This is a genomic window from Citrobacter gillenii, assembly GCF_013337685.1.
GTDB lineage: Bacteria > Pseudomonadota > Gammaproteobacteria > Enterobacterales > Enterobacteriaceae > Citrobacter > Citrobacter gillenii.
Window position 1 is genome coordinate 34,517 of the sequence record NZ_SUQN01000001.1, and the last position, 22,249, is coordinate 56,765.

Consider the following 22,249-nt stretch of genomic DNA (forward strand, 5'->3'; position numbering starts at 1 on the left):
TTTAATTAATTGATTTATAAGTGTTTTGTTTTTAAGTGCTACAGTTGTTGCTAATTAGCGACACATGGCGCAAAAAACAGTCAAAATCATTCATCGATTAAATGAATATATTTTGTATATTTATCATTGTGTTAATATAATGTTTTGAATATTGGCACGCTTGCTGCATAATACTAAGCAGTGGCTCATTCACCTTCTTATGTCAGCCCCTTCGGGACGCGCTACATAAACTTCGAATGACGCACAACAAGGTGCCTGCCGTCCAACTTCTGATATTTGCCTTGCGCATATCAAACTCCGGGCGAAACGTCGAGTTAGGCACCGCCTTATTCCATAACAAAGCCGGGTCATTCCCGGCTTTGTTGTATCTGGCGTTCCCCTCAGTTAGCATCGTCCTATCCCTTTTCGTTGAGAGTAACGCCTTGAAGCGCTGGTCTGTTTTCCCCCGGTCTTTACGTCAGTTGGTTACGCTGGCATTTTTGCTGATCCTGCTGCCTCTGTTAGTTCTGGCCTGGCAGGCATGGCAAAGTCTGAATGCCCTAAGCGCCCAGGCGGCACTAACCAACCGCACCACGCTGATTGACGCCCGGCGGAGTGAGGCGATGACTAACGCGGCACTGGAGATGGAACGCAGCTATCGGCAATACTGCGTGCTGGATGACCCGACACTGGCGAAGGTTTATCAGGGGCAGCGTAAACGTTACAGCGATATGCTGGATGCCCATGCGGGTGTGTTGCCTGACGTCAAACTCTATCAGGCGCTTCGCCAGGATCTGAACGATCTCGCGCAGTTGCAGTGTCAAAACAGCGGCCCCGACAGTGTGGCGGCTGCACGTCTTGAGGCTTTTGCCAATGCCAATACCGAGATGGTGCAGGCCACGCGAACCGTGGTCTTCTCGCGCGGCCAGCAGCTGCAACAAGAAATTGCTGAACGTGGTCAGTTCTTTGGTTGGCAGGCGCTGGTACTGTTTCTCGTTAGCCTGGCGATGGTGCTGCTGTTCACGCGGATGATTATCGGTCCGGTAAAAGCCATTGAACGAATGATCAACCGTCTGGGGGAAGGCCGCTCGCTGGGCGATACCGTATCGTTTACCGGTCCGCGAGAGCTGCGATCGGTGGGGCAGCGTATTATCTGGCTGAGTGAGCGCCTGTCGTGGCTTGAATCTCAGCGGCATCAATTTTTACGCCATCTTTCACATGAACTCAAAACGCCGCTGGCGAGCATGCGTGAGGGAACCGAACTGCTGGCCGATCAGGTCGTTGGCCCACTGACGCCGGAACAAAAAGAAGTTGTCGGCATTTTGGATGACAGCAGCCGCAATCTGCAAAAACTGATTGAGCAACTGCTTGATTACAACCGCAAGCTGGCCGATGACGCGATTCAACTGGAAAGGGTTGAAATCGCGCCGCTCGTGGAGAGAGTGGTTTCTGCACATAGTCTGCCCGCGCGCGCCAAAATGATACATACTGATGTGGCGCTGGCAGAAAGCGCTTGTCTGGCAGAGCCGGTGTTGTTAACGAGCGTGCTGGACAATCTTTATTCCAATGCGGTGCACTATGGTGCTGAATCCGGTACCATTTGCATCCGCAGCAGCTTGCATGGTGCGACGGTGTACATTGACGTAATGAATACCGGCGAGCCGATTCCGCCAGCAGAAAAAACCATGATCTTCGAGCCTTTTTTCCAGGGAAGCCATCAGCGAAAAGGGGCGGTAAAAGGAAGCGGATTAGGACTCAGTATCGCCAGAGATTGCATCCGCCGTATGCGGGGGGAGCTGTACCTGGTCGACGATTATGCGCAAGGCGTTTGTTTTCGCATCGAACTGCCGCTATCTGCAATGAAAAACCATTAAAAATGAATCTAAGTCTGGTGAGTATGCCACACGTTGTTGTCCGAATGCTTAAACGACATTTTTTCCGCCGCGCATTATTGCTAAGCTTGCCGTGCCTGGCGCTGGTGGGGTGTGTGCCGAACGCGGTGGATCATATTATCGGCGATCCTTCACAGGAGAAAATTCCGCCCCATCAGTTGGCGGATTACCTTTCAACCGAGTGCGCAGATATCTGGTCACTGCAGGGGCAGTCTACGGATAGCAATCCGTTGTACTGGCTGCGTGCCATGGACTGTGCTGACCGCCTGATGCCAGTTCAAGCCCGTAGTGAAGCCAGTACCCAGCTCACTGACACCTGGCAGGGCGCGTTTAAGCGCGGGATCCTGCTCGCCAGTGCCAATATCACACCGCCGGAAAGACGAGATGTGGTGACGCGACTTGATGCGCTCAGTCCGCAAATTCCGGCGCAGGTACGGCCGCTGTATCAGGTCTGGTTTAGCGGCCAAACTCTGCAGTTACAGTTGGCCGAAGAGCGCATGCGCTACAGCAAACTTCAACAGTCGTCAGACAGCGATCTTGATACGCTGCGTCAGCAGCAACAGCATTTGCAGACGCAGCTCGATCTCACTACCCGCAAACTGGAAAATCTGACCGATATTGAGCGTCAGCTTTCCACGCGCAAGCCTGCCGGCAGTTACAATCCTGATGCGCTGCACGGGAATGAAAAACTCTCCACACCTGACGATGCCGGGGACACCGGGTCCTCGAGCGAGGAGGTAACGCCATGATAAGCCGTAAACCCGCACATTTGCTGCTGGTCGATGACGATCCGGGATTGTTGAAATTACTCGGCATGCGTTTAACCAGTGAAGGCTACAGCGTCGTGACGGCGGAAAGCGGGCAGGAAGGGTTACGGGTGCTTAACCGTGAAAAGGTGGATCTGATCATCAGCGATCTGCGCATGGATGAAATGGACGGCATGCAGTTGTTTACCGAAATCCAGAAAGTCCAGCCGGGTATGCCGGTTATTATCCTGACCGCGCATGGTTCAATTCCGGATGCGGTAGCTGCAACTCAGCAGGGCGTGTTTAGTTTTCTGACCAAACCGGTCGATAAAGACGCGTTATACAACGCCATTGACGGGGCGCTGGAACAATCTGCCCCGGCGACCGATGACGGCTGGCGCGAATCGGTTGTCACCCGCAGCCCGTTGATGCTGCGTCTGTTAGAGCAGGCGCGTATGGTGGCGCAATCGGACGTCAGCGTGCTGATCAACGGTCAAAGCGGTACCGGCAAAGAAATTTTTGCCCAGGCTATCCATAACGCCAGCCCGCGCGGCAGCAAACCTTTTATTGCGATTAACTGCGGCGCGTTGCCGGAACAATTGCTCGAGTCCGAGCTGTTTGGTCATGCGCGTGGCGCGTTTACCGGGGCGGTGAGCAATCGTGAGGGGCTATTTCAGGCCGCCGAGGGCGGGACGCTGTTTCTGGATGAGATAGGCGATATGCCCGCGCCATTGCAGGTGAAATTGCTGCGTGTGTTGCAGGAGCGTAAAGTTCGCCCCCTTGGCAGCAACCGTGATATCGACATTGACGTGCGGATTGTCTCCGCAACGCACCGCGACTTACCCAAAGCGATGGCGCGGGGCGAATTCCGTGAGGATCTCTACTACCGCCTTAACGTGGTGAGCCTGAAGATCCCGCCGCTGGCTGAACGTACGGAAGACATTCCCTTGCTGGCAAACCATCTGCTGCGTCAGTCCGCTGAACGGCACAAACCGTTTGTGCGCGCATTCTCGACCGATGCCATGAAGCGTTTAATGACCGCCAGCTGGCCGGGCAACGTGCGTCAACTGGTCAACGTTATCGAACAATGCGTGGCGCTCACCTCATCGCCAGTGATCAGTGACGCGCTGGTGGAGCAGGCGCTGGAAGGTGAAAATACCGCCTTGCCAACCTTTGTTGAAGCGCGTAACCAGTTTGAACTGAACTACCTGCGTAAGCTGCTGCAAATAACCAAAGGCAACGTGACCCACGCAGCGCGAATGGCGGGGCGCAACCGCACCGAATTCTATAAATTGCTTTCTCGACACGAGCTGGATGCAAACGACTTTAAAGAGTAGCACCGTAAATACGACTGATTTATGATACGGTGAGCAGCCGGTTACGCGATAAAAACGACAGGAAAACCATGAAAAAGATTGATGCGATTATTAAACCCTTCAAGCTCGACGACGTCCGCGAAGCGCTGGCAGAAGTGGGCATTACCGGTATGACCGTAACGGAAGTGAAAGGCTTTGGCCGTCAGAAGGGCCATACCGAGCTGTACCGTGGTGCGGAGTACATGGTGGATTTTCTGCCGAAGGTAAAAATTGAAATTGTGGTTACCGACGACATCGTGGATACCTGTGTCGATACCATTATTCGCACGGCTCAAACGGGTAAAATTGGCGACGGTAAGATTTTTGTCTTTGACGTGGCACGCGTGGTGCGTATCCGTACTGGCGAAGAAGACGACGCAGCAATTTAAGCCGCGCCGTGCTTGCCGGATGGCGCTGCGCTTATCAGGCCTACAAAACCCCGTAGGCCTGATAAGCGCAGCGCCATCAGGCATGACGTAATTACAGGACTTTATGCGGACCGAAGCATTCGTAATGAATATTCTCGTTCTTCACACCCAGACCGATCAGCTGCTTCGCGGCAAACTGCATAAAGCCGACCGGACCGCACAGATAAAACTGCATCGCCGGATCGCTGATTGCACCTTCCAGTTTATTCAGATCCATCAGGCCCACGCTGTCATACGCGCCTTTTTCACGGTCTGCTTCATTCGGTTCACGATACCAGGTGTGGGCACTAAAGCGCGGCAGTGAGTTGCCCAGCTCATTCACTTCATCAGCAAAGGCATGCACATCGCCGTTTTCTGCCGCGTGGAACCAGTTTACCTGCGCCGTGTGTCCGGCTTTCGCCAGTGTATCCAGCATTGCCAGCATCGGGGTCTGACCAACGCCTGCGGAAATCAGCGACACCGGAGTATCGGGGGCGACATCCATAAAGAAATCGCCTGCCGGTGCGGCTAAATGAACGATGTCACCGACTTTCGCATGATTATGCAGCCAGCTTGAAACCTGACCGCCGTCTTCACGCTTAACAGCAATGCGGTAGCCCTTGCCATCCGGTTTGCGGGTCAGAGAGTACTGACGAATTTCCTGATGCGGGAAACCTTCCGGCTTAAGCCAGACGCCCAGATACTGGCCCGGATGGTATTCAGCCACCGCATCGCCGTCGACGGGCTCAAACTCAAAGCTGGTAATTAATGCGCTACGCGGTGTTTTTGCCACAATGCGGAAGGGACGAGTACCTTCCCAGCCGCCATTTTTGTTGGCGTTCTCACTGTAAATCTGAGCTTCGCGGTTGATGAAGACGTTAGCCAGCACGCCATACGCTTTACCCCACGCGTCCAGCACTTCTTGCCCTGGGCTGAACATCTCGTCCAGCGTTGCCAGCAGGTGACCGCCCACGATGTTGTACTGCTCAGGCTGAATCTGGAAGCTGGTATGCTTCTGGGCAATTTTTTCGACCGCAGGCAACAGCGCCGCCAGGTTGTCGATATTGCTGGCGTAAGCGGCGATAGCGTTAAACAACGCTTCACGCTGATCGCCATTACGCTGGTTACTCATGTTGAAAATTTCTTTGAGTTCCGGGTTATGCGTAAACATGCGATCGTAGAAATGGGCGGTCAGTTTCGGGCCGGTTTCGACCAGCAGGGGAATAGTGGCTTTCACTGTAGCGATGGTTTGTGCGTCAAGCATACGGTCTTCCTTTATCTGAGGCTTTAATGATGTATGTCAAATACATCTTATAAAAAATACCCCTGCATTGTAAATGGTTCTTTGTAACTTTGCGTTGTAAAGGTTACAACTTGAAAAATCTGCATCACAAACCTGAAAAGAAATCCGTTGAAATTTGCCATGTCATTATTCTCCAAAGCCTTGTGTGCTGTGAAGGTAATCGTTTGCGTAAAATCCTTTGTCAAGACCTGTTATCGAAGATTGATTCGGTTATACTGTTGGCCGTCGTCCAACAGGACTGCCTTTTTAGGCCGAAATTCTATTGTTAGCTGAGTCAGGAGATGCGGATGTTAAAGCGTGAAATGAACATTGCCGATTATGATGCCGAACTGTGGCAGGCTATGGAGCAGGAAAAAGTACGTCAGGAAGAGCACATCGAACTGATCGCCTCCGAAAACTACACCAGCCCGCGTGTCATGCAGGCGCAGGGTTCTCAGCTGACCAACAAATACGCTGAAGGTTATCCGGGCAAGCGCTACTACGGCGGTTGCGAGTATGTGGATATCGTTGAGCAACTGGCGATTGACCGCGCGAAAGAGCTGTTTGGTGCCGACTACGCTAACGTCCAACCGCACTCGGGTTCTCAGGCTAACTTCGCGGTCTATACTGCGCTGCTGCAGCCGGGCGATACCGTTCTGGGTATGAACCTGGCGCAAGGCGGTCACCTGACTCACGGTTCCCCGGTCAACTTCTCCGGCAAACTGTACAACATCGTCCCTTACGGCATCGATGAATCCGGCAAGATTGACTACGAAGACATGGCTAAGCAGGCTCAGGCCCACAAACCGAAGATGATTATCGGTGGCTTCTCTGCGTACTCCGGTGTGGTTGACTGGGCAAAAATGCGTGAAATCGCTGACAGCATCGGTGCATACCTGTTCGTCGACATGGCACACGTTGCCGGTCTGATTGCTGCAGGCGTATACCCGAACCCGGTTCCGCATGCACACGTTGTTACCACCACGACCCACAAAACCCTGGCGGGTCCGCGCGGCGGCCTGATCCTGGCAAAAGACGGCAGCGAAGAGCTGTACAAAAAACTGAACTCCGCTGTGTTCCCAAGCGCACAGGGCGGCCCGCTGATGCACGTGATCGCGGCAAAAGCTGTGGCGCTGAAAGAAGCGATGGAGCCAGAGTTCAAAGTTTACCAGCAGCAGGTTGCGAAAAACGCCAAAGCGATGGTTGAAGTGTTCCTGAACCGCGGCTACAAAGTGGTTTCTGGCGGCACTGAAAACCACCTGTTCCTGCTGGATCTGGTCGACAAAAACTTGACCGGTAAAGAAGCCGATGCGGCGCTGGGCCGTGCGAACATCACGGTTAACAAAAACAGCGTACCGAACGATCCGAAGAGCCCGTTCGTGACCTCCGGTGTCCGTATTGGTTCTCCGGCAGTGACCCGTCGCGGCTTTAAAGAAGCGGAAGTGAAAGAACTGGCTGGCTGGATGTGTGACATTCTGGACAACATCAATGATGAAGCCACTATCGAACGCATTAAAGCCAAAGTGCTGGATATCTGCGCTCGCTTCCCGGTTTACGCATAAGTCATACGGATTGCCGGATGGCGGTGTAAACACCTTATCCGGCCTACATATGAGTTACTTGTAGGCCGGATAAACGCAGTGCCATCCGGCAGTTATATCGACTTAAGCGTCACTGTCTCATCAAGTAAAGCCGCTAACAGCGGCTTTTTCTTTGCCTGAATCCACTTGCGCAGTTGCCGCATTTCTCGTCCCTGGTTGAGCGTTACCGCGCCGACTATCACCTCGTTTTGCAGGTTAAACCAGATAGACTTGCCGTCATCTGGACTGCCGCGAACGACCCAGCTATCACCGCGCATATCGCCAATAAACTGCAGGTTGTCGCTGAACTGATCGGTCCAGAACCAGGGCGGAGGTAGCGTCGGGAGTGTCAGCCCCAGCATGGCTGCCGCGGCAGTTTGCGCCTGATTATTGGCGTTTTCCCAGCTTTCGCAACGTTGCAGCGTACCGTCTGGCGAACGCTGTACTGCCACATCTCCGGCGGCAAAAATGTTCGGATCGACGGTTCTGCACGACGCATCAATGATAATGCCGTTTGCCACATCAAGACCCGCATCACGGGCAAGCCCGTCGTTGGCGACAATCCCGATACCGTAGATCACGCTATCAACCTGAAGCTGTTCGCCACGTTGCAGCGTGAGGGCGATGCGTTCCCCGCCAGCCACCTGTTCAATCGCATTATTCAGCAGCAAATGTACGCCAGCCTGCTGGTGGCGGGCGGCCAGATAACGTTGTATCGGCGGCGGAGCGTTGCGACCCATCACCGTGGCAGCCAGTTCAATGACGGTGACCTGACAACCGCGCTGCGTGGCGCTGGCAGCCAGCTCAAGTCCGATGGTTCCGGCTCCGACAATAGCGATCGACTGCCCGGGGCTGAGCGCGTCTCGTAGACGCGCTGCATCTCCGGCGTGGCGCAGCGTGAAGCCGCGGTCACCGAGCGTATCCAGTAATGGGAACGGGCGTGCCGCTGCGCCTGTGGCAATCAGTAATTGATCCCACGGGTAGGTCTGTCCGTCAGCCAGTACCAGCGTTTGCGTTTCTCGCCCGAGCGTTTGAACGGTGACGCCCAGATGCAGCTGAACATTATTATCCCGCCACCAGTCTGCGTTCAGCACCGGCTGCAGCTGCAGCACGTCGTCCAACAGCATGGTTTTGGAAAGTGGAGGGCGTTCGTAGGGCAGATGCGGCTCATCGGAAAACAGATGGATCTCGCCGTCAAACCCCTGTTGACGCAGTGCGGCTGCCGCCATTGCCGCGGCCTGTCCGCCGCCGACAATGGCGATGATATTGTGGTACATAATGCCTCCTCAGAGATCCAGTCCGGCGGCAACGTGACGAATCCCGCGAATGCCCAGACCGGCGTCGGCATTGATCATCACGCCGCTCAGCGTGCGGTTATTGCGCCGTGACGCCAGCATCACATACGGGCCGGTAAAATCTGCCGGCTCCGGGAAAAACTGCAGCGGCAAAATGGCGGCAATTTTTTCCGGCGTTAGCGACTGCATAATCGATGTATCGCTCTGACCCAGCGCCTGCGGGCCGTGCAGATCGGTCGCCATACCGCATGGCCCCACGCCGTTGACGCGAACTTTGGGTGCCAGCTCGTAGGCTAACTGGCGAATCAGACCGGTTGCTGCATGCTTGCTGGCGGTATACAGCGGACCGCCGCCTCCGGGGTACCATGCTGCGTTGGACAGGGTAAAAATGATGCTGCCTTCGCTGGCGATAAGCGCGGGGGCGCAGGCTTTGGCCCCCAACAGATAACCCAGCACGTTGACATTGAATAACTCGTGAAAGCCGGTTTCCAGCGCCTCGGCAGAGGTGTTTACCAGCGAGGCGTTATGATCCCAAATTCCCGCATTGCCGATAAAGCAATCGAGCGTACCGTATCGCGTGAGAATGTTATCCACCGCGCGCTGATAGTCGGCGTAGCGGGTGACATTCCCCTCCACCGCCAGCACATGCTCACCAAAACGCTGGCGCAGGTAGGCGACTTTGGCAGCGGAGAGCTCCAGTGTAGCGACCCGCGCACCTTCTTCAATAAAGCGCTCGACCAGCGCCAGGCCCAGGCCGGAACCGCCGCCGGTAATAAAGACGACGTTATCGCGTAAATCGCTCATCAGGCCCCCTCAGGCATATCAATAAATACCTCGCCGCCTTCCACGTGCACCGCATAGGTGGTCAGCGGATCGGTGGCGGGCAGGCACAACGCTTTGCCGGTTTTCAGGCAGAAACTGGCGGCGTGCAGTGGGCACTCCACGGTGGCATCGTCTTCCAGATACCCTTCCGACATCGAGGCATTACCGTGGCTGCAGCGGTCGTTAATGGCATAAAACGCACCGCCAACGTTAAACAACGCGATGACCGGCGAGGTGTCGAGCCGCAGCGCTTCACCTTCCGGCAAATCCCCTACGGGGCAGGCAAATACACGATTCATCAGAACAGTACACTCAGGTTATGGGAGGAGATCACCGCCTGATCCAGCACGATCTCACGCTCCAGTAAACGCCACTCATCGCCCGGCAAGCGGCGTACTTTGTCCACGCGCATGCCAACGTATAAGGTTTCATCCCGCTCTTTTTGTGCGCGAGACAGCAGGTAGTTCAGTCGGGCGCGAAACACATCGGGAACGTCGGTTTCGCTAACTTGCAGGTTGCTGATCAGATGCCGGGTGCGCGACGGCGGCTCTTCTGCCCAGGCCATGCCGGTTTCCAGACGTGCAATGCGGCGCTCGAGCTGATCTTTGTTGTCGTTGAAAATCCAGGTGGTCGGCGGCTGCACCCCTTTGCGGCGGTCGCGAGTCTGGGCATTCACCGTCGTACGCATGGTGTAACGGATCTCGTCGTCAAGCTGCGCCAGCCAGTCGCGAAACTTCCAGTCATCCAGCAAGCTGGCTTCGTGGTAGAGAAACTGGGTAATGCGATGATGCAGTTCCAGAGAAACTAACGCGCTCATTTCATTACCTCCTGCTGGTAAGCGGTGGTTTTTTCCTGCACTTCCTGCCAGCTTTCGCTGCTTAGCAAATCGGCCCAACGCTGGTACATCCCGCGTGCGGCGGTTTCCGAGAAGATGTAGTTGGTGATCCCCGGAATGCCGTCTTCACGACGTTTTTCCTGACCCAAGCCCATTTCCAGACACAGCTGGCTGTTCCGAGCGCGGTGGCCTTTGAGCAGCTTCTGGATCTCGCACCAGTTTTCTGAATCATCTTGTTCAAGAAAACCGGCGGGGCCGAAGGCGCGGGTGGCGCTGTTTTCAAACGCGGCTTTTACGTCATCAGAGGCCGCTTTATCGGTAATACAGAACGCCCACACTTCGACCTGATCCGGCCCGCGCGGGTGCCAGATGCGTAGTGTGGCGGTGCCGTTCAGCCAGGACAGCGTCGGGAAAATGTTGTTATGACCCGCCAGACGCAGAGCGCGAACCTTGCCCAGTCGTTGCTCGGCTTCGGCGTAGGTGTCGCGATAGTAGCTGGAGACGTCGCCGTCGACCCAGACGTTGGCATCGGGATTTTCAGTAAAGAAAAATCCGCTGCCGTGCCCATCCTGACCGAACTGCAGTGCATCTTTGGCGGTTTCCCACACCGGACGTGCGGTTTGCCCATCGCCGAGGCGTTTGTCGCTGCCGTCATCTTTGGCGCCGAGCACCTGCACGGCAGAAGCGTGGCTAAACAACGCGTGATACTGGTCGCTGGCGAACTGCTCAGCGGGGAATTTCCAGTTGCAGTCGATCACCCATTTCTGCACGCCGCCAACGATTTCGGTGCCGCCTTCGCGACGATCCAGCACGCCGTCCAGGTACCAGGCGATGTCGCCGAGATAATCACGCAGCGCAGGCGCGGTGGTATCCCAGTTGCCGAAGATTAGCCCCTTGTAGCTCTCGACGCCGGGCACTTCGTTCAGCCCCCAATGGGACTTGCACAGCCCTTGCGGGTAGGCGCGTGGCTCCAGCGGCACGTCAATCAGCTCGCCGTTAATGCCGTAAGACCAACCGTGGTACGGACAGGTAAAAGCGCGGGTATTGCCGCAGTCGGCGTAGCTGACACGCATGGCGCGGTGTCGGCACTGATTGAGAAAGGCTTTGATGCTGCCGTCTTTTTGTCGCACGACCACCACCGCATCCTCGCCCATGTAGGTATTGAAAAAGTCACCCGGCTTCGGGATCTGACTTTCGTGAACGAGAAACAGCCAGCAGCGTCCGAAGATGCGTTCCAGTTCCAGTTGGTAAATGTCGGGGTCGGTATAAATCCGTGGGGTTACGCGACCATTTTGCGTGTCGATCAGTGAGTAGATGTCTAAATTTGAGGGTGTGGTCATATTTTTTAATCCCGAAAGCTAAGATGTATTGACCTTCTTTTTTTGTACCCCAAGGATGTTGCTGGTTAGTTATCAATCTGTGAAATAGTAAATATCTACCAGCTGAGACGTTTTTTCGATAACAAGGAGCAGGGTATGGAACTGAGGCACTTACGCTATTTCGTCGCGGTGGCGCAGGCGCTGAATTTCACCCGTGCGGCAGAGAAGTTGCATACCTCTCAGCCGTCGTTAAGCAGCCAGATCCGCGATTTGGAAGCCTGCGTCGGAGTGACGCTGCTGGTGCGGGATAAACGCAAAGTCGCGCTGACGGCAGCAGGGGAGTGCTTTTTGCAAGATGCGCTGGCGATCCTTGAACAGGCAGAAAATGCCAAAATTCGCGCCCGTAAGGCGGTGCAGGAAGACTGTCATTTCTCGATTGGGTTTGTCCCTTCCGCGGAGGTGAATCTGCTGCCGAAGGTTCTGCCGCTGTTTCGTTTAAAACAACCGGACACGCATATTGAACTGGTGAGCCTGATAACCACTGAGCAGGAAGAGAAAATCCTGCGCGGCGAGCTGGATGTTGGCTTAATGCGCCATCCGATTTACAGCCCGGAACTCGACTATCTGGAACTGATTCATGAGCCGCTGGTCGTGGTACTGCCAGTTAACCACCCGTTAGCCAGCGAGAAAACGATTTCAGCCCAGCAGTTGAACGGCGTGAACTTTGTCAGTACCGATCCGGCCTATTCCGGCGCGTTGGCGAAGATTGTCAAAGCGTGGTTTCAACAGCAGGAAAGCCAACCCAATATTGTGCAGGTCGCCACCAATATTCTGGTGACTATGAACCTGGTTGGTATGGGGCTGGGGGTGACTTTGATACCCGGTTATATGAATAATTTTAATACCGGCCAGGTGGTTTTTCGCCCTATCGCCGGTGATATACCGACCATTGCGTTGCTGATGGCCTGGAAAAAGGGCGAGTTGAAGCCCGCCCTGCAGGATTTTATCGCGTTGGCGCAGGATCGTTTAGCCGTGCCCCTGGCGGCATTATCATGACAGTTCGCTAAGCTGTGATTCCACATACAGATAGCCAATACCCATCAACTGCTGCGAGCGATTAAGCTGACCGAAACTTATTTGCGTGGCTCTGGCACGTGGGCTATCGCCGTGATCAAACGGATTAAACCCGGTTTGCTGTACCAGTGTATTGAGCCAGCTTTCGCCAAAGGCACAGCTGCGACCGTATAACCAAATCTGGTTAATATTTAATATATTCAAAAAATTATATAAACTCAGGCCAATGGCGCTGGCAGCGTGCTCGGCCCACGCCTGAATACGGACATCGCCCTGTTGCCAGGCGTCAATCAGCTGATCGGTGGTCAGCGTTTCTGGATCGTAATGGGGGGCAGGCTGAGATTTCATCCACACGCGAGCCTGCTTTTTCAGGGCGCTTAATGAGGCGACCGTTTCCAGACAGCCGTAACGACCGCAGTCACAGGCGATGCCGTCAGGGTTGATTATGGTATGTCCAATCTGGCCGCTGCCAAACAAACTGCCGCGCCAGATGTTGTCGTTGATGACGAACGATGAACCAATGCCGTAATCAACGTTAATCACGCAAAAATCGCCGTTCGCCGCCGGGTTCTGCCACTTTTCCGCCAGCGCCAGCATCACGCAGTCATTATCCAGCAGGACCTGCACGCCGAGCATTTCTTCCAGCAAATACTTTATTTCCACCGCTGTTTTCCACGGTGCCTGTGGCATGGTCTTTGATGCGCCGGTAATCGGATCAACCTGACCGTGAACGCCCAGCGCGAGGTTGATTGTGACCTCAGGATAGTGCCGACGGTATTCCCGCCAGTGCGCTGCCAACGCGGTCAATAGCGCTTTTGGCGTCTCGGGATTGATCAGTTCATGCCGCCAGTCACCGACTGCGACCAGGCGCGCATCTGCCAACTGGCTGGTGATGCTGGTGGGGGTGACGTTGATGCATAATGTCCAGGCCCCTTTTTCCGGCAAATGAAAGCTGCCGCTGCTCAAACCGCGCTGGCTTAATGTCTCGCGGGAATGGTCGATCCGCCCTTCATCCATCAACTCTTCGAGAATATTGCTGACCGCCGGGATCGACAAGCCGGTGAGCTGTGCCAGTTGTGATTTGCTGAGCTGCTTTTCCCGCCACAGGTGCGACAAAAAGATCTGTTTATTCGCCTGGCGAACCCTGGCGTTGTTGAACCCCGAACGCTGCATTCACTTAACTCCCTTTACTGTATTGCGTGAGCATTGCGCATTTTAACGCCACTTAACTGCCGCAGAATAGCCTCAAGTTAAATTTTTACTTTTGTTTATTGAGTGGAGAGCGGCATGTACGGTTCAGTGAAGGTCTGGCAGGAAACGATCACCCTCCCAACGTGGACGGCAGGCGAGGAAGACGTTAACCCAATGTTCCTTGAGAAACGGGTTTATCAGGGATCTTCTGGTGCGGTGTATCCCTATGGCGTGATTGATACGCTAACCGGCAAGCGTGAAATGCGCGACTACAAAGCGGTGTGGATGGAGAATGACTTCATTCGCATCATGCTGCTGCCGGAGTTGGGGGGGCGTATTCATCGCGCCTATGACAAAGTACAACAGCGCGATTTCGTCTACTACAACGAAGTCGTCAAACCTGCGCTGGTGGGCCTGCTCGGGCCGTGGATCTCCGGCGGCATTGAGTTTAACTGGCCTCAGCATCACCGTCCCACCACCTTTATGCCGGTTGATTTTACTCAACAGCAGGGCGAGCAGGGCGAATACACGGTGTGGATGGGTGAAGTTGAGCCGATGCGTGGCTTGCAGGTGATGACAGGATTCACGCTGTATCCGGATCGCGCCCTGATTGAGATAACCGGAAAAGTGTTTAACGGTAATGCCACTCCGCGCCATTTCTTATGGTGGGCGAATCCTGCGGTGAAGGGCGGGGACGATCATCAGAGCGTGTTCCCGCCGGATGTGACTGCCGTTTTTGACCATGGTAAGCGTGATGTTTCCGCGTTCCCGATAGCGACCGGCACTTATTACAAAGTGGATTACTCCGCGGGCGTGGATATCTCACGCTACAAAAACGTGCCGGTTCCGACCTCCTATATGGCTGAAAAATCGAACTATGACTTTGTCGGCGCGTGGCACCATGGCGAACGCGGCGGACTGCTGCATGTCGCCGATCACCACGTTTCGCCAGGGAAAAAACAGTGGACCTGGGGATACGGTGAGTTTGGCGTCGCCTGGGATCGCAACCTGACCGATGACAACGGGCCGTATATTGAACTGATGACCGGGGTCTTTACTGATAATCAGCCGGACTTTACCTGGCTTGCGCCGTACGAAGAGAAAGTCTTCGTACAAAACTTCCTGCCCTACAGCGAACTCGGTATGGTGCAAAACGCCAGCACTCAACTGGCGCTGCGTCTGGTGCGTGACAATGGCCAGCTCTCTGTTGGCGTTTACGCTATTGCGCCGCTGCACGACGTGTTGGTTACGCTTTCTGCTGATGGGAAACCGTTTTATGAACAGATTCTGACCCTTGAGCCGGGGAAAAGCTGGCTGGCTGAGGTGTCCGATAGCGGTCACGAGCGGGTGACCATGGCCGTGACCCGCGCGGATGGCTCGTCGCTGCTGCAATACGAAGAGCACATTGCCGAAGAATTACCGCTGCCTTCGGCCGCCGTTGCGCCGGCACTGCCAGAGGCGCTGTCCAATACCGATGAACTCTATTTTATTGGTCAGCATCTGGAACAATACAATCACGCCAGCCGTTATGCAGAGGATTATTATCGCCGCGCGCTGGAGGTTGATCCGCTGGATTACCGCAATAATGTGGCGCTGGGAACGCTGGCGCTAAACCGGGCGGACTGGGCATTGGCCGAGCACTGTGCGCGTGCGGCGCTTGAACGCGCGCATAAACTCAATAAAAATCCGCGTGATGGCGAGGCGAGCATGCTGCTGGCCGCCGCTCTGGAACGTCAGGGTGATAATGACGGTGCGTGGGAGAGTTACTACAAGGCAAGCTGGAGCGGTAACTGTCGCGATGCCGCCTTCTGGTCGCTGGCTCGTCTGGCGATGAAGCGTGCAGACTATGCTGGTGCGCTGGAGAAGGTCGATCAGAGTCTGCGTTTCAACGGCAGTAATAACCTGGCGATGGGGCTGAAAGCGTTGGTGCTGGCGAAGCTTGATCGCAGCGAGCAGGCGCTGGAATATATTCGCCAGCAGCTGGCTGACTATCCGCTGAGTTACACCCTGCACTATGCGCGCTGGGCTATCGGCCAGGACGAAGATTCAGCCGCCGCACTGCTGTCCGTTACCGGGCGACGTGGTACCAATGCCTGCGAGCTGGCGGGTTGGCTGACTTCTTTGGGGCAGCAAGATGCGGCGCGCGATGTGCTGGAACTGCTCGACAGCCAGGAAACGCTGCCGATGTTGTGGCGGGCTTCACTCAGTGATAACCCTCAGTCTTTCATCATGCGCGCTCGCGAGTGTCTGCAAAACCGTGTGCGATTCCCCAATACGCTGGATGAAGTGCAGATGCTACAAACGCTGGCGCATAGCGCGTTTGCCCGCTATTTGCTCGGCTGTTTCTGGTATAGCAAACGACGTTATGACGAGGCGGTCTCCTGCTGGCAATTCACGCTTGAGCAGGAGCCGGATTTTGCCCCGGTACACCGATTGCTGGGGATTTATGCCTGGAACAAGCAGCATGATGCTCAACTGGCAGAGCGTTATCTGTCGCAGGCCGTGGCGCTGGAGCCGAAAAATGCGCGCTTCCTGTTTGAGCTCGACTATCTCAATAAACTTCTGGCACAACCGGCTAAACAGCGTTTGGCAAGGCTGGAAGCCAGCAAGGAGGTGGTTTTCCATCGTGATGACCTGACGGTAGAACTGCTCAGTTTATGGAATGGCGTGGGTCACTATGATGCCGCGGCGGCCGTGCTCAACGAACGCGTGTTCCACCCGTGGGAAGGCGGTGAAGGCAAAGCCACCGGGCAGTATCTGCTCAATCAACTGCATCGGGCACTGGCCGCTGTTCACATCAACGATTTCCCGGCTGCCATCGTCTTGCTGCAACAGGCGCTGCACTACCCGCAGAACCTCGGCGAAGGACGTTTACCCGGACAAACGGATAACGACATCTGGTATTTGCTGGGATATTGCGCACAGCAGCAGGGACACCATGACGAGGCCCAGCGCTATTTTGTGCGGGCAACGCGGGGCGGTAGTTCGCTTGACGCCGGACGTTATTACAACGACCAGCCGGTGGACTATCTGTTCTGGCAAGGCATGGCGTTGAAAGCGATGGGGGACACCGCGCAAGCGGACACGCTGTTCCACAGCTTCCTGCAGTGGGTTGATACGCAGCATGACCAGGTACCGGACGTCGATTTCTTTGCCGTATCGCTGCCTGATTTAGTGGTGTTGGATACCTCTGCACACGAGAAACATCAGCAACACTGTCTGTTCATCAACGCGCTTGGGCACCTGGGGCTGGGCAATCTGCCAGCCTGCCAGCATGACCTTGATGCGCTATTGCAACGTCATCCGGCGCACGACAAAGCCTTGCTGCTGCGTCACGCCATCAACATATCGCTTTTCCAGTAACACCCTGATCGGGTGGGGGCAACCCCACCTGAAACCTTCTGTTCCCTGCGTTTCCCTGAAAGAGGAATGATAATGAATAACGCGCAGACACATTTAAAGATTGGCTATGTCTGGACTATCTGCCTGGTTGCGGCCTGCGGTGGTTTACTGTTTGGCTATGACTGGGTAGTGATTGGTGGGGCAAAACCCTTCTATGAAGCGTATTTCTCGATTACCGATCCGGCGCAGTCCGGCTGGGCGATGAGCTCGGCGCTGGTCGGCTGTATTTTTGGTGCGCTGATCTCCGGCTGGTGTGCCGACAAGTTTGGTCGAAAAATGCCGCTGATCCTCTCTGCGATACTCTTCAGTGCCTCTGCCTGGGGCACCGCCGTTGCCAGCAATTTCGATATGTTTATTGTCTATCGTATCGTCGGCGGGGTGGGGATTGGTCTGGCGTCGGCGCTGAGTCCACTGTACATCGCTGAAGTCAGCCCGGCTGAAAAGCGCGGTCGTTTTGTTGCCGTTAACCAACTGACCATCGTGATTGGCGTGCTGGCGGCGCAGCTTATCAATCTGATGATTGCTGAACCCGTTGCCACTGGCGCGACCCAGCAGGCGATTGTGGAAAGCTGGAACGGTCAGACGGGCTGGCGCTGGATGTTCGGTGCCGAGTTAGTCCCCGCTCTGGCGTTTCTTGTACTGATGTTCTTTGTGCCGGAATCTCCGCGTTGGTTGGTGAAGGCCGGGAAACCTGAGCGCGCACGCGCCATGCTGCAACGGATTGGCAGTACAGCGTATGCAGAGCAAACCCTGAAGGAGATTGAACACACGCTGCAAAAAGATAATCACAAGGTCGCCTGGTCTACGCTGCTGCAACCGCAGATCAAACCGATCGTGATTATTGGTATGGTGCTGGCCGTATTCCAGCAGTGGTGTGGAATCAACGTGATCTTCAACTATGCGCAGGAGATCTTTGCCTCCGCCGGGTTCGATATCAACGGTACGTTAAAATCGATCGTGGCGACGGGGATCATTAATCTGGTCTTCACCCTTGCCGCTCTGCCGCTGGTGGACAAAATTGGCCGTCGCAAACTGATGCTGTTTGGCGCATCGGGGCTGACCGTTATCTATGTGCTGATCGCCAGTGCCTACGGCTTGGGCATTATGGGATGGCCGGTGTTGGTACTGGTGTTGGCGGCAATCGCTATTTACGCCCTGACGCTGGCCCCGGTGACCTGGGTGCTTCTGTCGGAAATTTTCCCTAACCGCGTGCGTGGTCTGGCGATGTCGCTGGGTACGCTGGCACTGTGGATTGCCTGTTTCCTGCTGACCTACACCTTCCCGCTGCTCAATGCCAGCCTGGGTGCGGCTGGGAGCTTCCTGCTGTACGGTGTGATTTGTGCCATGGGTTATGTTTACGTTCTGCGCCATGTGCCGGAAACCAAGGGCGTCACCCTGGAAGCGCTGGAAGAACAGCTGGCGGCGCAGCATAGTAAAGCCAGCCCTTCGGCCCAACCACGTAGCGCCCGGTAATGGACAACCTTTTGATGCTACAAAACGCACATCTGCGGATGTGCGTTGACCCTCAGGGCGGGTCGCTGTTGAGTCTGGTGTCGTTACAACATCAACAACCGGTTTTACGTGAGGGCCAGGGGAAACAACCGGGGGATTGCGGCCTGTTCCCCATGTTACCGCTGGCTAACCGGGTGGCAGGTAATCGCTTTCTACTGCGGGGGGAAGAGGTGGTTTTGCCGCAGCATGAGGCGGACGATAAATTCTTCTTACACGGTGACGGCTGGCTGCGGCGCTGGGAGGTGGTTAATGCGACTCAAAGCGGCTGTTTGCTGCGCTTACGCGGCTGGCATCCGTGCGGTTACGACTATACGGCGCAGCTGTGCTATCAACTGGAAGCGTCCAGCCTGCATGCCTCGTTGACCCTCACCCACAGCGGTGAACAACCGATGTTGTACGGCTGTGGCTTCCATCCGTTTTTTGCCTTTGATGCGCGCAGTACGGCGCAGTTTTCGGTCAGCGGCTACTGGCCGGAGGGGGAGCAACACCTGCCGTTACCCTGGCAGCACGATATCCCACCAGCGGCTGATTTTACTCGCGCACAGTATGGCGAGGACGCCTGGCTGAACGTGGGGTATTCCGGCTGGGGCGGGCAGGCGGTCATTCAACGCGATGTGATGAAGCTCACGATTCTGGCGCAAACTCCGTGGCTTATGCTGTTCAGAATGTCGGGTGAGGAGTTCCTTTGCCTCGAACCGCAGACGCATCCGGTGAATGCCCACCACATGCCGGGCCAGCCGGGATTACGCCTTTTAGCGCAGGGAGAACAGTGCCATTTTGCGCTGCAAATTCGCGTAGAATAGGGCAATTATCATGTTATCTGCCTGTTAATACTCGCTTGCGCCAGCCGGGGTTTATCGCCAGACTATCGCCTCCAAACGGGAGGGAATCATGGTTTTGCACTCCACGCGCTGGCTGGCGCTCGGTTATTTCACCTACTTTTTTAGCTACGGGATTTTTCTGCCTTTCTGGAGCGTGTGGCTCGAAGGGTTGGGGCTGACGCCTGAAACCATCGGCCTGCTGTTAGGCGCGGGGTTAATTGCACGTTTTCTCGGTAGTTTGCTCATTGCGCCGCGCGTGAGCGATCCCTCTCGTCTGATTTCCGCTTTACGCATTTTAGCGCTGCTGACGCTGGTGTTTGCGCTGGCCTTCTGGGCGGGGACGCACGTGGCGTGGCTGATGGTGGTGATGGTCGGGTTTAACCTGTTCTTCTCGCCGCTGGTGCCGCTGACGGATGCGCTGGCGAATACCTGGCAAAAGCAAATCACCATGGATTATGGCCGGGTGCGGTTGTGGGGGTCTGTGGCCTTTGTGATTGGCTCGGCGCTGACCGGTAAGCTGGTGACCCTGTATGACTATCGGGTGATCCTGGTGCTGCTGTCACTGGCGTTGGCGTCAATGCTGCTGGGTATGATGATCCGCCCGAGCGTGCAGCCTGCGGGAGAAGTTCGCCAGCAGGAGAGTACCGGATGGCCAGCATGGCGTCAGCTGATTATGCAGAGCTGGCGCTTTCTTGCCTGCGTGAGCCTTCTGCAAGGGGCGCACGCAGCCTATTATGGTTTCAGCGCTATTTACTGGCAGTCTGCCGGATATTCGGCGTCAGCGGTGGGCTATTTATGGTCACTGGGTGTGGTCGCGGAAGTGATTATCTTCGCACTCAGCCACAAGCTGTTCCGCCGCTTTAGCGCCCGCGATCTGTTGCTGCTCTCCGCCGTGTGTGGCGTGGTGCGCTGGGGTTTGATGGGCTGGAGCACCGAGCTGCCGTGGCTTATCGTGGTGCAAATCCTGCATTGCGGTACGTTTACCGTGTGTCACCTGGCGGCCATGCGCTACATTGCCGCACGCCAGAGCAGCGAAGTGATTCGTTTGCAGGCGGTCTATTCCGCCATTGCGATGGGCGGCAGTATTGCCATCATGACCGTGTTCGCTGGTTACCTGTACCAGAATATGGGCAGCGGTGTATTCTGGGTTATGGCGCTGGTGGCGCTACCCGCCATCGTCTTGCGGCCTAAAGTGACGGCGCAATCACCGGTGTTATGATTCGAGGATTTTGCGGATCTGCTGCTGCTGATGCAGCGTAAGCGACAGATCCGCATGAATCAACGGCGGTGAAAACAGCGGTAGCGGCGTGGTGTACGGGGTAATAATCAGCGCCACGCCACGCGGCGAGCCCTGTTTCTGAAAGTCCTGCATCGGCATATGTTTTACGTTCAGCGGCAGCAGGGTCAGCTCACGTAATTGCTGCTCAATATGCGTCTCCAGTCGTTCATTATTGCCCGTCAGCAGAATGATTTGCTTCTCGTGCAGATCTTTTTCCTGCATCAGCCATGCGCCAAAAATGACGGCGACCAGCCCCGTTTCTTCTTCAGAAAAATGCACCTCGTATTCCGCTTCAAATCCCTTGAGCGCTTCTCGCGTGGTGCGCACCAGCCGGGGATAGAGCCGACTGAACTCCTCCGGCAGGGTGTTATCAATGCCAATCGCGAACACGCTACGGTTCAACGCCTGAGCAAGATGCACGTACAACTGGTCGTTCAATCCTTGTTCGTCGCTGAAGCGGACGTTGCCGCTCTCGCGAAAACGTAGCACCAGTCGGGCAATGGCCAGACGCAGACGGCGGTCCTGCTGATGGTTATCGCGAATGGGATCGGGGATGCGGATCATCGAGAACAGCAGCGCCATAAACAGCGACTCGCCCGGTGGCGCACTTTGCATCACACGACGCTGCCAGTGACGACCGATTTCTTCGGCGAGCGCATACTCGGCGCAGGATTGCGCCCAGCGCTGTTGTAGCGGGTTAAACTCCGGGTGGAGCCCGGCGTGATGTTGCAGCAGGCTGTACTGTAAAAACAGGCGCAGAAACTGGACATCCCGGCATTCAAACGGCTTTTGCAGCCGCCGGGAACAGAGGTTGATGAGCGCATGCAGATTGGTGTCGTCATACAGCGTGCGGGCGATGCCGCGTTGTTTGAGCTGCATTTTTAACGCTGGTGTGAACTGCCCGGTGATAAAGCCCGGGCACAGCCGCAGGCCGCGTCGTAGCCAGTGCAGAAAGCACAATCGTTGATTGAGTGCCGAACCTTCGATCTGGTAGCCACCATTCTGCGTGGCAATGATAGTAAGACGATGATAGCGCTGGATTTCAATCCCCGCGCCGATGATATCCTCGCGGACCACATCGTCTTCGACGCCATTGAGGGCGCTAAATGTCTGGGTGGTCGCGATTTGCCCCGGCTGGAACAGCGTCAGCAGCACATGGCAGCGGCGCTGGGGAGCAGAAAGTACAGATGGCGGGGCAAGCGTTGACATCATCTGTAGAGTCTCCCGAAAGTATGTTTGGTAAGAATAGCTAAAGTTTGCTCATAGAAATGAAGAATGGAATCCTTTCCGCCAGGAATGCTGGAGACCGTCACAGAATTTTTAACGCGAGGAACAGTGGGCGGGAGTTAAACGCAGCGCGTTAACACGTTTTTTCACTGTTTTATCTTTTGTTGCAATATAAAAAAACACTACCAGTGGCTGTACTGTTTGTCAGTTAAGCATTATGGAGAACATGTG

At 55.4% G+C, this 22,249-nt stretch carries 18 protein-coding genes; 10 read left to right on the forward strand and 8 right to left on the reverse strand.

Annotated features, from left to right (window positions below):
* Nucleotides 1–422 precede the first annotated feature (422 nt).
* The 4 genes from qseE (at nt 423) to glnB (ending at nt 4,361) form a co-directional block, all read left to right on the forward strand.
* A complete protein-coding gene (gene qseE, locus FCH32_RS00165; protein ID WP_174360290.1) occupies nt 423–1,853 on the forward strand; it encodes a two component system sensor histidine kinase QseE/GlrK in 1,431 nt (476 codons plus the stop codon).
* 23 nt (nt 1,854–1,876) lie between these two features.
* Nucleotides 1,877–2,620 carry a two-component system QseEF-associated lipoprotein QseG gene (gene qseG, locus FCH32_RS00170; protein ID WP_174360514.1) on the forward strand — a complete coding sequence of 248 codons (744 nt, stop codon included), beginning with the start codon at nt 1,877–1,879 and terminating at the stop codon, nt 2,618–2,620.
* Nucleotides 2,620–3,954 (forward strand): two-component system response regulator GlrR, encoded by a 1,335-nt coding sequence (gene glrR / locus FCH32_RS00175; RefSeq protein ID WP_310471100.1) that lies wholly within the window; start codon nt 2,620–2,622, stop codon nt 3,952–3,954. Before qseG ends, glrR begins: the two co-directional genes overlap by 1 nt.
* A 68-nt stretch (nt 3,955–4,022) precedes the next feature.
* The gene (gene glnB, locus FCH32_RS00180; protein ID WP_002438074.1) at nt 4,023–4,361 is read left to right on the forward strand and encodes a nitrogen regulatory protein P-II; all 339 of its coding nucleotides are present in this window, start codon (nt 4,023–4,025) and stop codon (nt 4,359–4,361) included.
* Between the two features lie 91 nt (nt 4,362–4,452).
* On the opposite strand, the gene hmpA is transcribed toward glnB, so the two are convergent.
* Nucleotides 4,453–5,643: an NO-inducible flavohemoprotein gene (gene hmpA / locus FCH32_RS00185; protein WP_174360292.1), complete on the reverse strand. Its 1,191-nt coding sequence runs from the start codon at nt 5,641–5,643 to the stop codon at nt 4,453–4,455.
* Nucleotides 5,644–5,969: 326 nt separating this feature from the next.
* Here hmpA and glyA point away from each other — a divergent pair, with 326 nt between their 5' ends.
* On the forward strand, nt 5,970–7,223 hold the full coding sequence (glyA, locus tag FCH32_RS00190; RefSeq protein WP_115257762.1) for a serine hydroxymethyltransferase: 1,254 nt from the start codon (nt 5,970–5,972) through the stop codon (nt 7,221–7,223).
* A 92-nt stretch (nt 7,224–7,315) separates the two neighbouring features.
* Here glyA and hcaD read toward each other — a convergent pair whose 3' ends face one another.
* Genes hcaD through hcaE form a run of 5 tightly spaced genes read right to left on the reverse strand, consistent with a single transcriptional unit; the run spans nt 7,316 to nt 11,533 of the window.
* Nucleotides 7,316–8,518, reverse strand: coding sequence for a phenylpropionate dioxygenase ferredoxin reductase subunit (hcaD, locus tag FCH32_RS00195; RefSeq protein WP_174360293.1), 1,203 nt, complete (start codon nt 8,516–8,518; stop codon nt 7,316–7,318).
* Between the two features lie 9 nt (nt 8,519–8,527).
* On the reverse strand, nt 8,528–9,340 hold the full coding sequence (hcaB, locus tag FCH32_RS00200; RefSeq protein ID WP_174360294.1) for a 3-phenylpropionate-dihydrodiol/cinnamic acid-dihydrodiol dehydrogenase: 813 nt from the start codon (nt 9,338–9,340) through the stop codon (nt 8,528–8,530).
* Nucleotides 9,340–9,657, reverse strand: coding sequence for a 3-phenylpropionate/cinnamic acid dioxygenase ferredoxin subunit (gene hcaC / locus FCH32_RS00205; protein WP_096756145.1), 318 nt, complete (start codon nt 9,655–9,657; stop codon nt 9,340–9,342). Before hcaC ends, hcaB begins: the two co-directional genes overlap by 1 nt.
* A complete protein-coding gene (gene hcaF, locus FCH32_RS00210; protein ID WP_174360295.1) occupies nt 9,657–10,175 on the reverse strand; it encodes a 3-phenylpropionate/cinnamic acid dioxygenase subunit beta in 519 nt (172 codons plus the stop codon). The genes hcaC and hcaF overlap by 1 nt, the downstream gene beginning before the upstream one ends.
* The gene (gene hcaE / locus FCH32_RS00215) at nt 10,172–11,533 is read right to left on the reverse strand and encodes a 3-phenylpropionate/cinnamic acid dioxygenase subunit alpha (RefSeq protein WP_174360296.1); all 1,362 of its coding nucleotides are present in this window, start codon (nt 11,531–11,533) and stop codon (nt 10,172–10,174) included. Before hcaE ends, hcaF begins: the two co-directional genes overlap by 4 nt.
* Nucleotides 11,534–11,668: 135 nt before the next feature.
* On the opposite strand from hcaE, the gene hcaR reads away from it, so the two are divergent.
* Nucleotides 11,669–12,568 (forward strand): DNA-binding transcriptional regulator HcaR, encoded by a 900-nt coding sequence (gene hcaR / locus FCH32_RS00220; RefSeq protein ID WP_115257768.1) that lies wholly within the window; start codon nt 11,669–11,671, stop codon nt 12,566–12,568.
* Here hcaR and FCH32_RS00225 read toward each other — a convergent pair.
* Nucleotides 12,563–13,759, reverse strand: coding sequence for an ROK family transcriptional regulator (locus tag FCH32_RS00225; RefSeq protein ID WP_115257769.1), 1,197 nt, complete (start codon nt 13,757–13,759; stop codon nt 12,563–12,565). The genes hcaR and FCH32_RS00225 overlap by 6 nt on opposite strands.
* A 114-nt stretch (nt 13,760–13,873) precedes the next feature.
* On the opposite strand from FCH32_RS00225, the gene FCH32_RS00230 reads away from it, so the two are divergent.
* The 4 genes from FCH32_RS00230 (at nt 13,874) to FCH32_RS00245 (ending at nt 20,731) form a co-directional block, all read left to right on the forward strand.
* Entirely contained in the window at nt 13,874–17,140 is a 3,267-nt protein-coding gene (locus FCH32_RS00230) for a DUF5107 domain-containing protein (RefSeq protein ID WP_174360297.1), read from the forward strand.
* A gap of 72 nt (nt 17,141–17,212) precedes the next feature.
* Complete coding sequence (locus FCH32_RS00235; RefSeq protein WP_146717283.1) at nt 17,213–18,652, forward strand: sugar porter family MFS transporter; 1,440 nt, start codon at nt 17,213–17,215, stop codon at nt 18,650–18,652.
* On the forward strand, nt 18,652–19,494 hold the full coding sequence (locus FCH32_RS00240) for an aldose 1-epimerase (protein WP_174360298.1): 843 nt from the start codon (nt 18,652–18,654) through the stop codon (nt 19,492–19,494). Before FCH32_RS00235 ends, FCH32_RS00240 begins: the two co-directional genes overlap by 1 nt.
* Nucleotides 19,495–19,582: 88 nt before the next feature.
* A complete protein-coding gene (locus tag FCH32_RS00245) occupies nt 19,583–20,731 on the forward strand; it encodes a 3-phenylpropionate MFS transporter (RefSeq protein ID WP_117343501.1) in 1,149 nt (382 codons plus the stop codon).
* Here the strand turns inward: FCH32_RS00245 and csiE are convergent.
* Nucleotides 20,726–22,003: a stationary phase inducible protein CsiE gene (csiE, locus tag FCH32_RS00250; RefSeq protein WP_174360299.1), complete on the reverse strand. Its 1,278-nt coding sequence runs from the start codon at nt 22,001–22,003 to the stop codon at nt 20,726–20,728. The genes FCH32_RS00245 and csiE overlap by 6 nt on opposite strands.
* Between the last annotated feature and the right edge of the window lie 246 nt (nt 22,004–22,249).

Bases quoted from the DNA above. Each gene is read 5' to 3' on its own strand.
- glnB (WP_002438074.1), top strand. From the start codon at position 4,023: ATGAAAAAGATTGATGCGATTATTAAACCCTTCAAGCTCGACGACGTC.
- hcaC (WP_096756145.1), bottom strand. From the start codon at position 9,657: ATGAATCGTGTATTTGCCTGCCCCGTAGGGGATTTGCCGGAAGGTGAA.
- glyA (WP_115257762.1), top strand. From the start codon at position 5,970: ATGTTAAAGCGTGAAATGAACATTGCCGATTATGATGCCGAACTGTGG.
- hcaE (WP_174360296.1), bottom strand. From the start codon at position 11,533: ATGACCACACCCTCAAATTTAGACATCTACTCACTGATCGACACGCAA.
- hmpA (WP_174360292.1), bottom strand. From the start codon at position 5,643: ATGCTTGACGCACAAACCATCGCTACAGTGAAAGCCACTATTCCCCTG.
- FCH32_RS00230 (WP_174360297.1), top strand. From the start codon at position 13,874: ATGTACGGTTCAGTGAAGGTCTGGCAGGAAACGATCACCCTCCCAACG.
- hcaD (WP_174360293.1), bottom strand. From the start codon at position 8,518: ATGTACCACAATATCATCGCCATTGTCGGCGGCGGACAGGCCGCGGCA.
- hcaR (WP_115257768.1), top strand. From the start codon at position 11,669: ATGGAACTGAGGCACTTACGCTATTTCGTCGCGGTGGCGCAGGCGCTG.
- qseG (WP_174360514.1), top strand. From the start codon at position 1,877: ATGCCACACGTTGTTGTCCGAATGCTTAAACGACATTTTTTCCGCCGC.
- hcaF (WP_174360295.1), bottom strand. From the start codon at position 10,175: ATGAGCGCGTTAGTTTCTCTGGAACTGCATCATCGCATTACCCAGTTT.
- FCH32_RS00235 (WP_146717283.1), top strand. From the start codon at position 17,213: ATGAATAACGCGCAGACACATTTAAAGATTGGCTATGTCTGGACTATC.
- hcaB (WP_174360294.1), bottom strand. From the start codon at position 9,340: ATGAGCGATTTACGCGATAACGTCGTCTTTATTACCGGCGGCGGTTCC.
- FCH32_RS00240 (WP_174360298.1), top strand. From the start codon at position 18,652: ATGGACAACCTTTTGATGCTACAAAACGCACATCTGCGGATGTGCGTT.
- FCH32_RS00225 (WP_115257769.1), bottom strand. From the start codon at position 13,759: ATGCAGCGTTCGGGGTTCAACAACGCCAGGGTTCGCCAGGCGAATAAA.
- csiE (WP_174360299.1), bottom strand. From the start codon at position 22,003: ATGATGTCAACGCTTGCCCCGCCATCTGTACTTTCTGCTCCCCAGCGC.
- FCH32_RS00245 (WP_117343501.1), top strand. From the start codon at position 19,583: ATGGTTTTGCACTCCACGCGCTGGCTGGCGCTCGGTTATTTCACCTAC.